This is a genomic window from Desulfonauticus submarinus (assembly GCF_900104045.1).
Taxonomy (GTDB): Bacteria; Desulfobacterota; Desulfovibrionia; order Desulfovibrionales; family Desulfonatronovibrionaceae; genus Desulfonauticus; species Desulfonauticus submarinus.
Map to the genome: position 1 here is coordinate 60292 of NZ_FNIN01000003.1, position 13572 is coordinate 73863.

At 30.4% G+C, this 13572-nt stretch carries 12 protein-coding genes; 8 read left to right on the forward strand and 4 right to left on the reverse strand.

All coding sequences use genetic code 11. The annotated features are described in order from the left end of the window. The first annotated feature begins 58 nt into the window (after nucleotides 1–58). Genes murJ through BLP60_RS04575 form a run of 3 tightly spaced genes read left to right on the forward strand, consistent with a single transcriptional unit; the run spans nucleotide 59 to nucleotide 3521 of the window. Complete coding sequence (gene murJ, locus BLP60_RS04565) at nucleotides 59–1597, forward strand: murein biosynthesis integral membrane protein MurJ (protein WP_234970953.1); 1539 nt, start codon at nucleotides 59–61, stop codon at nucleotides 1595–1597. Between the two features lie 2 nt (nucleotides 1598–1599). After that, nucleotides 1600–2799: a DUF1015 family protein gene (locus BLP60_RS04570; RefSeq protein WP_092064144.1), complete on the forward strand. Its 1200-nt coding sequence runs from the start codon at nucleotides 1600–1602 to the stop codon at nucleotides 2797–2799. Continuing rightward, the gene (locus BLP60_RS04575; RefSeq protein ID WP_092064147.1) at nucleotides 2790–3521 is read left to right on the forward strand and encodes a tRNA1(Val) (adenine(37)-N6)-methyltransferase; all 732 of its coding nucleotides are present in this window, start codon (nucleotides 2790–2792) and stop codon (nucleotides 3519–3521) included. The genes BLP60_RS04570 and BLP60_RS04575 overlap by 10 nt, the downstream gene beginning before the upstream one ends. Nucleotides 3522–3741: 220 nt before the next feature. Here BLP60_RS04575 and BLP60_RS04580 read toward each other — a convergent pair whose 3' ends face one another. Then, nucleotides 3742–4104 carry a CGGC domain-containing protein gene (locus BLP60_RS04580; RefSeq protein ID WP_092064150.1) on the reverse strand — a complete coding sequence of 121 codons (363 nt, stop codon included), beginning with the start codon at nucleotides 4102–4104 and terminating at the stop codon, nucleotides 3742–3744. Between the two features lie 178 nt (nucleotides 4105–4282). On the opposite strand from BLP60_RS04580, the gene BLP60_RS04585 reads away from it, so the two are divergent. The 5 genes from BLP60_RS04585 (at nucleotide 4283) to BLP60_RS04605 (ending at nucleotide 10387) form a co-directional block, all read left to right on the forward strand. Further along, complete coding sequence (locus tag BLP60_RS04585) at nucleotides 4283–6754, forward strand: sensor histidine kinase (protein WP_092064153.1); 2472 nt, start codon at nucleotides 4283–4285, stop codon at nucleotides 6752–6754. Between the two features lie 21 nt (nucleotides 6755–6775). Then, entirely contained in the window at nucleotides 6776–7414 is a 639-nt protein-coding gene (locus tag BLP60_RS04590) for a response regulator (protein WP_092064156.1), read from the forward strand. Between the two features lie 115 nt (nucleotides 7415–7529). Continuing rightward, nucleotides 7530–8048 carry a TRAP transporter small permease gene (locus BLP60_RS04595; protein ID WP_092064159.1) on the forward strand — a complete coding sequence of 173 codons (519 nt, stop codon included), beginning with the start codon at nucleotides 7530–7532 and terminating at the stop codon, nucleotides 8046–8048. A 21-nt stretch (nucleotides 8049–8069) separates the two neighbouring features. Continuing rightward, nucleotides 8070–9353: a TRAP transporter large permease gene (locus BLP60_RS04600; protein WP_092064162.1), complete on the forward strand. Its 1284-nt coding sequence runs from the start codon at nucleotides 8070–8072 to the stop codon at nucleotides 9351–9353. Nucleotides 9354–9391: 38 nt separating this feature from the next. Then, nucleotides 9392–10387 carry a TRAP transporter substrate-binding protein gene (locus BLP60_RS04605; RefSeq protein WP_092064165.1) on the forward strand — a complete coding sequence of 332 codons (996 nt, stop codon included), beginning with the start codon at nucleotides 9392–9394 and terminating at the stop codon, nucleotides 10385–10387. Between the two features lie 104 nt (nucleotides 10388–10491). Here BLP60_RS04605 and BLP60_RS04610 read toward each other — a convergent pair whose 3' ends face one another. The 3 genes from BLP60_RS04610 to BLP60_RS04620 are packed head-to-tail and all read right to left on the reverse strand — an operon-like array spanning nucleotide 10492 to nucleotide 13560. Next, nucleotides 10492–11844 (reverse strand): DNA methyltransferase, encoded by a 1353-nt coding sequence (locus tag BLP60_RS04610; protein ID WP_092064168.1) that lies wholly within the window; start codon nucleotides 11842–11844, stop codon nucleotides 10492–10494. Between the two features lie 2 nt (nucleotides 11845–11846). Then, a complete protein-coding gene (locus tag BLP60_RS04615) occupies nucleotides 11847–13274 on the reverse strand; it encodes a cobyrinic acid a,c-diamide synthase CobB (protein ID WP_200779105.1) in 1428 nt (475 codons plus the stop codon). 43 nt (nucleotides 13275–13317) lie between these two features. Beyond that, on the reverse strand, nucleotides 13318–13560 hold the full coding sequence (locus BLP60_RS04620; protein ID WP_092064174.1) for a dissimilatory sulfite reductase D family protein: 243 nt from the start codon (nucleotides 13558–13560) through the stop codon (nucleotides 13318–13320). Nucleotides 13561–13572 lie beyond the last annotated feature (12 nt).

The window sequence follows — 13572 nt, forward strand, 5'->3', positions numbered from 1 at the left end:
AAACTTGATTTATGTCCTTCAACTATCTACACCAACGCAAAAACCAGGTAATATCCTTGTGAATATTCAAAAGAAACATAACGTATCTCTAGCTAAAAATACTTTTATTGTAGCTTCTATAACCTTATTGAGCCGTATTTTAGGCTTTCTTAGAGATTTATGTCTTGCTATAATTTTAGGAGCTGGGCCTGAAGCAGATGCTTTCTTTGTTGCCTTTAGAATACCTAATTTATTGAGAAGGTTATTTGCTGAAGGCTCTCTTAGTATGGCCTTTATTCCTGTCTTTACCAAAACTAACTCTAAATATGGTAAGGAAAAAGCCTTTTTAGTTGCTCGCTCTCTTCAACTCTGGCTTCTTATTATTTTAGGTTTTATTGTAACAATTGGCATTATATGGGCATCTCCTCTCGTAGGAGTCATTGCTCCTGGGTTTAAAGATAAACCAGAAATTTTTAATTTAACCGTAAATCTTACTAGAATCTGCTTACCCTATATTATTTTTATTTCTTCAGTGGCCCTTTATATGGGGATACTAAACTCTTTTGAACACTTTTTTTTCCCAGCCTTAGCTCCTTGTGTATTGAACATTACTTTAATTGGAGCTGCTCTTATTGGCTATTCTTTTAAATTTCCCATAAGTTATTCTTTAGCTATAGGCGTATTTTTTGCGGGAGTACTGCAAGCTCTTAGCCAATTTCCTATTCTTAAAAAACATGGATTTTCACTTAAAGGACCTATCAATCTGTTTTCTGAAGAATTAAAGAAAATATTTTTTCTTATTCTTCCCACTATTTTTGGAGCCGCAATATATCAAATCAACATTCTTTTAACTACTCTATTGGCCTCATTTCTGCCTCAAGGTTCTATTTCTTATCTCTATTATGCTGATAGATTAGTCCAATTTCCCTTAGGAATATTTGGAATTGCGATAGGTACAGTTGCCTTACCGTCTTTTAGTCTTTTGTTAGCTCAAAAGAAATGGAGAGAAGTTGAAAAATCGCTTTCTTTGGCTATTAATTTAAATTTATTTATTATTTTGCCTGCAGTAGCAGGTTTAATTGGATTTTCTAATCCTATAATAAAATTACTCTTTGGTCATGGATCTTTTACTGACCAGGCTGTAACTTCTACAGCTTATGCTTTAATAGCCTATGCTGTAGGACTACCAGCATTTTCTCTTACTAAAACCCTAGTTTCAACTTTTTATGCTTTTGAAGATACTAAAACCCCTGTATATTCAGCTTTTTTAAGCCTAATTTTAAATATTAGTTTAGGTTTTTTACTGATGCAATACATTCAACATATTGGCCTTGCCTTAGCTGTATCTATTGCTTCTTGGGCAAACATTGTTTTTTTAATCTATAAACTCCGTCAAAAATTAAATTTCTCATTTGATTTAAAAGAAATATCTATCTCTTTTTTTCTAAGTCTTACTATTTTATTGATTGCACACTGGTTAAGAAAGTTTAGTCTATGGTCACTAACAACAATTCCCTTGATTGCTATAAATTATTTAATTATATCCTACTTTTTTAAAGCTAATTCTGCGAAATTAATTGTCTCCACTTTTATTCAAAATATATCTAGGAAGAGGTAGAAATGGATACATTTATTCCTTTAAAATTTTTTACTTATAACTGGGAAAAAGGGCTTAATCCAGATTCGATAATCACACCACCTTATGATGTCTATGGACAAAAACAAAAAGAAATATTTGCCCAAAAAAGCTCATATAATTTTGTTCACTTAGATCTTCCTCAAAGCTATTTAGAAGCTAAAAACTTACTTTTAAACTGGATTCAAAATGAAATTCTTATTCAAAGTCCTGCTCCTTGTTTTTATTTAATGAAAACAAACTATAAAATAGGACAAAAAAAGCTAACACGTTGGGGAATATTTGGAGGATTAAAACTATCTCCATTAGGAGAAAAAAATATTTTTCCTCATGAAAAAACATATCCCAAAGCAAAGCAAGATCGTCTAAATTTAATGGAAAAAACCTCTTCTCAACTCAGTCCAATCTTTGGAGTTTATGCAGATAAAACTCTCTTTTTAACACACTTAGGAGAAACAATAGAGGAAATATCTCCTATATTAACCTATAAAGAAAATGAACAAATAGAACATATCTTATGGAAAATACCAAAAAAATATAACCAAGAAATTAAACTTTTTTTCCAAAAACAAAAGTTTTTTATAGCAGATGGACATCATCGATATGAGACAGCTCTGGCTTATAAACAAAAAAAAGCCAAGCCAGGGCCATGGGATTATATCTTTATCTATTTAAGTAATATTACCTCTCCTGGCGTTGAGATACTTCCCTATCATAGGATGTTAACTTGGGAAGAAAAATTTAATTTTCAAAAAGTCATTCATTCTGCTCAAGAACTATTTGAAGTTAAAGACTTAACAGAAACAGGTAGCAATCCTATTGCAAACAATTTTGACTTTATTTTAAAGCAAAAAACAAATCAATTTGGCTTTAAATTCAAAAAACCTAGAACAAATTATTTTTATAATTTAAGTACTTATCTTTTAGATGAATTTATTTTAAAAAAAGAACTTAATTTAAATGAAGAAAAAATAAAAACAGGTAATTATATAAAATACACACCTTTTTTAGAGGAAATTGAAGAGAAATTATCTCAAAATAAAATCCAAACAGCCTTTTTAGTAAAAAAAGTTGATCCAGAACTATTTCAATCAATTGCACTTAGCAATAAACTTATGCCAAGAAAATCTACTTATTTTTACCCAAAAGTACCTAGTGGATTATTATTTTACTCATGGATTTAATAGAATTTCCAAAAATTTTAAAACAACCTAAAACACAACAAGGATTTCGTTTTGCTATTGATTCTCTTCTTTTGAGTTGCTTTGCAAAACCCAAAAAAAAATGGAAAATTTTAGATCTTGGATGTGGATGTGGAGTGATAGGTTTAGGAACTTTATTACTTAATCCTAACTTAAATTTAAAAGTTTTTGGATTAGAAAAAGAAATTTTTATGGGTATCTTAGCTTATAAAAATGCCTCATTATTAAACTTAAATGACCATTATAAAATAATTATAGGTAACATAAAAGACACTAAAAAACTTTTTAAAGTGAATGACTTTTTTGATCAAATTATCTTAAATCCACCATATAGACCTATCGGAAAAGGAAAACTATCGCCAGTTTCTGCTAAAAATAAAGCCAAGTTTGAATACGAAACTTCTCTAAAAGACTTTATAAAAGGATGTAAAATACTACTTAAAAATAAAGGAGAGCTGGTTTTATCTTACCTTTCTGAAAATATTTCCTACCTTATAACCACATTAAATTGCTATAATTTTGTAATAAAAGAAATGCTTTTTATTCATCCCAGAAGCAATCAAAATGCTAAAATTGTACTCATAAAAGCCATCAAAAACGGAAATCCTGGAACAAAAATTCTTCCACCTTTAATTCTTTATCAAAAAAATAAAAACAATATTTTTACACCTCAAGTAAAATCTTTTTGTCCTTTCTTAAAATAAAAATCATTTTCTGAGCTAAAACACACAGTTAAAAATTTAATTTTAACAAAACATTATCAGGGCAAACACTCTAAAAAATTGTTAAAGAACCACTTCCTAATAATATAAAAAATTTTAAAAATACAACTTAACCTATCTAAAATTTAATGTGTTTGCCCTGCAGTAGATTAAAAATTTTAGTTCATTTTACTCCTCTAATACGAATCTAAATAAGGTCAACCTAACTAGAAAAAATATTTTCTGGCTTGTAAGGATGGGTACCCATTACCACCTCGATGCCAGCTTTAGCTTGTATTTTTTTCACTAACTCATCTTTATACGGACAATTATTCATGCAAAATGCAATATGAATCTTAGTTATTTGTTCTTTTAATGGCATATTCCATAATTTCAATTGAACCAACCTAGTAACAATAACTGAACCAGGACATCCTCCACAATTTAACAACCCAACAATTTCCGCATCTTTACCATATCTAGCGAATTCTCCTTCTCTCCGATTAAAAGCAACCAAACACCTTGAGCAACCAATACATACATCATTCATAGCCATTTTACAGCCTAAAATTAAAATCTTTTCCATTTTTGCAACCTCCCATAAATTAAGTTTACCTAACTTTTAATATTATCCTTTTTTCAAAAAGTCTATTCCCTTTTAGAATAGGCCATACAAATAAAAAATATCAAAGTTAACCTACTTGAAAATAAAAACAATTCGTTTATACTTCTTTCTTAACAAAAATAACTAACAACCTTATCGTATGCCCACACAACAAAATTATTCTGATTACTCAAAAATAAAATTTGTAATTTTCACTTTATCTATTTTGACCTTTATTTTTGCCGCAATTGGTGGAAGTATATACTACTTTAAAGTCAGAAATTCTTTATTAAAAGAAACTAGACAAAGATGTATAACCACTGTTGACAACGTAAATCAAAATATATCTCTTTTTTTAAGAAAATATAAATTAGCAGTAAAAACACTCAGCAATTTAGAAGAAATAAAAATATTTTTTATTAATCCATCTCATAACAATTTAAAAAAAATAAATTATATCTTAGATGTTTTTTCTACTTCCTTTCAGACAGAAGCATGTTATTTAATGGATATTCATGGAAATACTATTGCATCTAGTAACAGACATACAAAACATAATTTTGTGGGAAAAAATTTTTCTTTTCGACCATACTTTAAACAAGCAATGCAGGGAAAATTATGTGTATACCCTGCACTAGGTACGACATCCCATAAACGAGGAGTTTATTTTAGTGCTCCTATTTACGGGAAAACTTTATCTCATCCAATAGGAGTTGCAGTAATCAAAACCCCTATTGAATATTTAGAATCGAGCTTTCTTGCAAGATTTCCTGGTATTTTCTTTTTTATAGATCCAAATGGTATTATTTTCATCTCAAATAAATCTAAATGGCTATTTCATTCTATTACCCCTCTAGATGCAAAAACTATTCAAAAATTAAAAGCCAGTAGGCAAATGGGCGATGGACCTTGGCCTTATAGTGGCTTTAAGTTCCTTAAAGATAAAGCATGGGATAAGTCCTCTAAAGAATATCTTGTATTTAAAAAAGAAATATCTTTTTTTCCTGGCTGGAATATCTTCTATCTCTTAGAAATGAAATATATTTTAAAAAATCTTCATAAACCTATTATCGAAATAGGTGGACCAGTCATTTTGATTATTATGTTTTTAATTGGAATTCTTGTTTATTTTCTCTCTAAAATAGCACATAAGGAATTAAAAAAAAGAGAATTAGTAGAAAAACAACTTCGCATTAGTGAAAACAAATATCGCTCTATTTATCATAAAACACCAGCAATGCTTCACTCTATTGACCGAAACTACAGACTTCTGCGAGTAAGTGATTTTTGGTTAGAAGCTACAGGATATTCTAGAGAAGAAGTAATCGGCAAAAAACTAACAGAATTCTTTACTCCCTCTTCCAAAAAAAGGGCTGAACAAAGAATACTACCAATTTTTTTTAAAAAAGGATTTTTAAAAAATTTTCATTATCAATTTGTAAAAAAGAATGGTGAAGTTATGGATATATTATTATCTTGTTATGGAATCAGAAATGAACACGGAGAGGTTGTTGAAACTTTGGCAATATCTGTAGACGTAACTGAAAGATTAAAAGAACAAAAACAACTTAGAGAGGCCAAGAAAAAATTAAGTCAGTACTCTAGGCAATTAGAAGAACTTGTAAAACAAAGATCAATGGAAATAGATGCTATATTAAGATATACTCCTTCCATTATTTATTTAAAAGATAAACAATTAAGATATAAATTAGTCAATCCTGGCTTTGAAAAATTATTTCAAGTCTCAAATGAATGGATACAAGGCAAAAAAGACGAAGAAGTTTTACCTAAAGAGATAGCTATACAATTTGAAAAAAATGATAAAAAAGCATTGCAACAAAAAAAGTATATTCGTTCAAAAGAGATAATAAATATAAATAAACATTCTTATACATTTTGGTCCATAAAATCACCAATTTGTACTGATAATGGAGAAGTAACAGGAGTTGTCGGAATATCTACAGATATTACAGAACTGGAAAAAACCCAAAAAAAACTAAAACAACTTTCTAAAAACATTATAAAAAACCAAGAAATTGAAAGAGCTAGAATAGCTAAAGAACTCCATGATGAATTGGGACAAATTTTAACTGTTCTTAATATGGATGCCCATTGGCTAGAAAAAAAATTAAAAAAAATAGATGACCAGGCAGCCTCAAGAGCTAAGTTGATGCAGCAATTGATAGATAAAACCATTGACGAAGTAAGAAATCTTGCTTTTCAATTAAGACCAAGTACACTAGACCATTTAGGTTTAATAGAGGCCTTAGAATCACTTCTATCAGATTTTGAAAAAAGAACCAACATTGTATATACTTTTACTAAATCAAGAATACCTGAATTAGATGACACCACAACTACTGCTATTTATAGAATAGTTCAAGAAGCAATAACTAATGCTATTAGGCATGCTGCTGCTCAAAAAATAGATATCTCTGTTTCCTATAATGATACTCACTTACAAATTCGCATCAAAGACAATGGAAAAGGATTTGATACAAAAAGTAATAAAAAATTCTCAGGATTTGGAATTGTTGGAATGAAAGAACGTGCTGAGTTAATTGGTGGTAAAGTTGTTATTATTTCCAAGCCCAATAAAGGAACAGAAGTTATCTGTACTATTCCAGTTTAAAAGTAAACAAGGGGTAAAACAATGAACTCTCTAATAAAAGTGATTATAGCAGATGATCATTACATAATGTTAGAAGGTCTAAAGAGAATTATCGAAGAGTGTCCTGATATGGAAGTAGTTGGAACTGCTCTGGATGGCAAAGAAGCCATAAAAATTATTTTGGAAAAAAAACCAGATGTCGCCATTGTGGACATATCTATGCCACATTATGATGGCTTAGAAGTAGTTGATATGATAAAAAAACATCTTCCTAAATTACCTATATTAATTTTAACTATGCACGAAGAAGAACAATATGTATTTAGAGCTATAGAGATAGGAGCTATGGGATATATCACTAAAAAAGCTGTGTCCACGCAATTAGTAGATGCTATTAGAAAAGTACATGCAGGTAAACGCTATTTGCCAGAAGATGTTGCCGAAGTAATTGCCTTAAAGATAGCCCAGGGAAAAAATAAATCTCCCATAGACTTATTATCTACGCGAGAATTACAAGTATTAAAAAGGATCGCTCTTGGACAAACAAATAGAGAAATAGCAGAAGCCTATAATTTAAGCGTAAAAACTATTGATACCTATAGACAACGAATCTTAAAAAAATTAAAACTCCGAAATAATGCGGATATCTCCCGTTTTGCTATTTCTTTAAAATTAATTTAAATTTAAAATGTAAGAAATTTTCTTACACTAAAATCACAAATATTCCACTTTTAATCTAAAAGTATTTTTATATACTTCTAAGATTAATAATTATCTAAGTAGAGGAGATCAAGATATGCTCGCAAAACTGGACAAGGCTATTTCTTATTTTTCTCTAGTCATAATGACAATTTGCATGTCTGTAGCAACCATAGTTGCTTTTATTAACGTAGTTTTAAGATATCTTTTAAACACATCTCTTCCTTGGGCAGGAGCCTTAACCGCTTATCTATTTATCTGGTCAGCCCTATTTGGGGCAGCTTATGGATTTAGAACAGGAATGCATATTGGTGTAACTATTATAATTCAAAGTTTAAAACCAAAGATAGGAAAGATCCTGCTCATCATAAATCTCATCATAATTTTATTATTTTTAATTTGTTTTACCAAATGGGGAATAGATTTTATTATCTTCAGTATAAACCTACATCAAATTGATATAGATCTCAGAATACCCTTCTGGATTATCTATTTATGTGTACCACTTTCTCTTTTAATCTCTACTTATCAAGTTTTTTTAAAGTTACTTAAAACTATACGCACACCAGCAGACAAGTTTAGTTATGATCAAATTATGCAAGATCAAAATCAATAGAATATAAAAGGAGAACAAGTAATGTCAGCACTTACTCTTTTTGGCTTATTATTTTTATTCCTATTCATGGGCATTCCAATTGCAGTAGCCCTTGGTCTATCTACAGTAGTCTCTCTGCTTATTTTTACCTATGATCCCCCAATGTTAGTAGCCCAAAAATTATTTGGCTCTCTTGATAAATTTGCCTTAATGGCCATCCCTTTATTTATTCTAATGGGAAATTTTATGTCCCATGGCGGAACAGCCAAACGAATTATAAAGTTTGCAAGAACAGTAGTAGGCCATATACCAGGAGGTCTTCCTATCTCAGCAATTTTTGCTTGCATTATATTTGCTGCAGTAAGCGGTTCTTCCCCTGCCACTGTGGCAGCAATAGGCTCTCTTATGATAAGTTCTATTAAAGAAGACGGCTACTCCAATGCTTTTTCAGTAGGATCAATTGCCTGTGCAGGTTCTTTAGGTATTCTAATGCCTCCTTCTATTGTTTTAATTGTATATGGTATCACTGTGGATCAATCTATAGGAAAATTATTTATGGCCGGAGTTATGCCTGCTATTTTTCTAGGCGGTATGCTCATGCTAGTAACTTATTTAGCTGCTAAAAAAGAAGGAAGAGAAAAATTACCCAGAGCTTCTTTAAGAGAAATTTGGTCAGCTTTTAAAGATGCAATCTGGGGACTGTTGGTTATTATTATTGTTATTGGAGGAATTTACGGAGGCCTGTTTACTCCTACAGAAGCTGCTGCTGTATCTGCTGTTTATGCTTTTTTTGTATCCAAATTCATTTATAAGGATTTAGCTTGGAAGGATATTCCAAAAGTTATTAAAGCTTCAGCAATCACAGCTGCAATGATTATGTTTATTATTGCCAATGCTATGATCTTTGCATACTTTCTAACCATAGAACAAATTCCTCAAGCCCTAACTCAGTGGATAATTAGCCTAAATTTAAATAAATATTCTTTTCTTATATTCGTTAATGTTTTACTTTTAGCTGCAGGGAACTTTATGGAACCTTCAAGTCTTATTATGATTCTTGCTCCTTTAATTTATCCCATTGCTGTAGCACTAGGAATTGACCCCATTCACTTAGGTGTTATAATTACCGTTAATATGGAAATAGGTATGCTTACTCCCCCTGTGGGACTTAATTTATTTGTGGCAAGCGGTATTTCTGGTTTATCATTGCAAGAAACCATAAAAGCATCTTTGCCTTGGTTTTTTGCTCTTTTAGTAGGTTTAGCTATAATTACATATATTCCACAAATATCACTATTTTTACCTAATATTATTTATGGTGGTTAATGTTTTAATCATATCAAAAATTTTAAGGAGGTTTTCTTATGCAAAGTAAAGTAAGTGTTTTTATTTTAGCGTTAACCTTAACGCTAGCATTGGCTATAAACCCAGCCATGGCTAGAACCTATGTAATTAAATTTAGCCATGTGGTAGCAGTGGATACTCCTAAGGGCAAAGCAGCAGAATATCTTAAAAAAATAGTAGAAGAAAGAACAAAGGGAAAAATTAAAGTACAGGTATATCCCAATGCTGCCTTATATGGGGATAGAGAAGCCTTAGAAGCCTTAAAAATGAACGCCATTCAAATGGCTTGCCCAAGTTTTTCTAAATTCACTGGTTTTGTCCCAGAACTTCAAATATTTGATTTACCTTTCCTTTTTGAAAATACAGAACACCTTCATAAATTTATGGATAGTAAGGTAGGGAAAGAATTATTAAAAGGTGTTTCTAGAATGGGACTCATTGGATTAGCATATTGGGACAACGGTTTTAAACAACTTACTTTAGATGATAATCCCATAAGATTACCTAAAGACATTAAAGGTAAAAAATTTAGAATTATGTCCTCTAAAGTATTAGAAGCCCAATTTAAGGTAGTTGGAGCAAGCCCTCAAGTATTACCTTTTTCTGAGGTTTACAGTGCTTTACAACAAGGTGTTGTTGATGGACAAGAAAATACTATCTCTAATATTTACACTAAAAAATTCTATGAAGTACAAAAATATATGACTATAAGTAATCATGGATATCTTGGTTATATGTTAGTAACTAACCAAATCTTCTGGAATTCACTACCTCAAAATCTGCGAGACATCCTTAGCTCTTGTGTAAAAGAAGCAACCAATTACGAAAGAAAGCTAGCTGCTGAACTAAATCAAGAACAATTAGAAAAAATTAAGGCCTCTGGTAAAGTACAAATTCACTACTTAACTCCAGAAGAGAGAAAAGTCTGGAAAAAAGCTATGATGAAAATCTATCCTGAATTTTACGATGTAATCGGTAAAGAAAGAATAGAAGAAGCTCTTAAGTTAGCTCCATAAACCTTCGTCTTTAAACAAAATTAAAAAGCCGAGAGAAATTTAAATTTCTCTCGGCTTTTTTAATCATTCATTAAAAATATTTTCACTAAACTAAAATAGCAAATTTATTTCATTTTAATAAATTGAGTATATTCTGTTCCACAAAAAGAAATCACTTTAATCTTTACTACTTTTTTCTTAATTTTTAAATAAGGAGATTTAAGCTCTATATTTCTATTAAATCTAGTTCGAAAGCTAAACCAAGTTGGAACAAATTCATCCCTTCCCTCCACATCAATTGCCCAAAAATCTATCCAATCAGACCATTTATTTATTTTTAACTTCTTACTAAAACTTTCATCTTCTTTTAAAGGAAAAAAATCTTCCAAGCAAAAACAATACTTCTTACTATTTTTTAAAATAGTTATTTTAAAATAATTGCCAATAATATTAAAACGATGTTCTTTTTTTACACTTACCTGAAGATCAAATATAGTAGGCTTAAGGGAATTTTGCTGCTCTTGTTTTGTTATTTTTACTATCTGAAAATTAGGTTTCTTAACTCTTTGTAAAAGTCTTTTTCTACATACATGAATAGGCCAAACTCCTTTATCACATCCTATCCACCTTCTTCCTAATTTCTCTGCAACTACTAAAGCAGTTCCTGAACCACAAAAAAAATCAGCAACAATATCACCTTTTTTACTAGAAGCTAAAATTAAACGCTCTAATAGTTCTTCTGGTTTCTGAGTAGCATATTCTACTCGTTCTGGGTGATTGCCTCTAAGTGCAGGAATATCAAAAACATCTCTACAATAAACTAAAGTATATTCTCCCTTAGAATCTTTTTTTATATCTATATTAGAAAAACCATATCTATGTTTTAAATATGATTTCTCCTTTTGCGGACTCCAATAGGCTTTGTTTCTATTTTTAGTATAAAAAAATATAACATCATGTTTTTTGCTAAAACCTATCTTTTCAGGAACTCCCCCTGTTTTATAGAACCAAATAATTTCATTAATAAAATTATCTCTTCCAAAAATTTCATCTAATAAAATTCTTACATAAGCACTTACTCTATAATCGACATGAACATAAATGCTACCTGTTTCTGACAAAATTTTATGCATTAAAATTAAACGAGAATAGAGCATATTAAGATATGAATTAATACCTGTTTTCCAAACATCATCATAACAAGGAAAATTAATTAATTCTTTTTTCTTATTATATGAAGCATCTCCAATACTTCGCTTTAAATAAAAAATAGAATTAGTGGCAAATGGTGGATCAATATAAATTAAATCAACTTTTTGTTTATTTTTCAAAAGCCAAGTTAACAAAACTAAATTATCGCCGTGATAAAGAATATTTCTCCCTTGAAAATATTTTTCTAAAACACAAAAAATATATTCTTTTAGATTAGGATAAAAAAGATGTTGTTTTTCGGGCCACACAAGACAGGGATAAGTCATATTTACGAGGCAATAATTTTAGGTGCAGGTAATGTATTGCTTTGTTTATACAACTGATATTGTTTAGCTGCTAAAACAAAGTTTCTAGCCCATTTTGGATTTCCCAGAGCATGGATATGAGTATAGCTTGCAAATACATTTTTATAAATTATTCCATCTTTCCCAGAACACACTCCAACTCCTCTTGCTAAATTTAAAGCAAAATCTAACTCAATCCTTTCATTTAAACAGTAAGAATAATGAAATTCATGTCCTAATAATTTATAACCTTTTGGGAAAAACGGATTTTTTAAATTAATCTCTCCTTCTACATAACCATGTCCTTTGGGTTTTTTCTGCACTCCAATATCTATGGGGAAAACATTTGCCATTTGATAAGTGTTCTCGTGAAAGGTAATACTGCGACTTAAAAACATCAATCCGCCACACTCTGCATAAATAGGTAATCCTGAGTTCGCCAAATTATTTAATAATTGTCTCTTAAATCTATTATTTTCTAATTGTAAAGCAAGGGTCTCAGGGAACCCTCCTCCAATATAAAGTGCATCTATCTCTGGCCAAGGACTATCATCTAATAAACTTAAAAATTTCAATTTAGCCCCTGCAGCTTCTAATGCCTTAAAATTTTCTTCATAATAAAACCAAAAAGCAGAATCTTTTACAATACCTATACAAACTTCATCTTTATTAATTCTATTAAACAAAGGAACTTTAATCTTATGAAATAAGGGAACCTCTTGAGCAATATTGATAATTCTCTCTATATCAAGATTATCTTTACATACTTTAGATAATGTTTGAAAAATTTTCCCAACCTCTTGATTATATTCTTGATCAGAAATCAATCCCATATGGCGTTCTGGAATAGGATTAGTTTTAAGCTTAGGTAAAATTCCAAGTACTGGCACATCAGTATAATATTCAATAGAATCTCGTAGAATTTTTCTATGTCTTGGCCCTGCTGTTCTATTTAAAATTACTCCTGCTAAGTTTAAATTTGGCTCAAAAGAATTTATGCCCAAGACAATAGCTGCCATTGTTCTAGTAATCTTTGTACAATCTACAACTAAAATAACAGGAATACCTAGCAACTTAGCTAACTCTGCGGTAGAAAAAGAACCATAAATATCCTTACCATCAAATAAGCCTCTATTGCCTTCTACTAAGGCCAGATCAAAATCATCTCTAAAACTAAAAAAAAGATCCTTAACTTTGTTTTTAGGAAACAAAAAAGGGTCCAGATTAGATGCCTCACTGCCAACAGCTAAACTTAGCCATTTAGCATCAATATAATCTGGACCCTTTTTAAAGGCTTTTATTTTATAACCTTTTTCAGTTAAAACTCTACCCAGTCCTAAACTGACTAAAGTCTTTCCTGAACCTCCTCTTAAACCCGCAAGTAAAAATCTCGGGAAACAACTCCTTTCCACCTGCTCTTGCACCTCAGTTGATATTCAGCAGGTGGCAAAAATTTTACTCACCTTCTTCTTCTGCATGCTGTTTTCCAGCACCAGCTAAACCATACATAGTAGTACTACCACTAGACCAAAATTCTAATACACCTTCATTAATAAGCTCTGTCAACAATTTTTTAACAGCCCTGCTTTTCATATCAGGAAGAAGTTTAGTAAAATCATTAAAATAAAATTTAGTTTTTTTACCTTTTTTAGACTCTAAAAATTCTAAAATTTTTTGTTTTGCTTCTGCATTATCCATAAAACCACACCC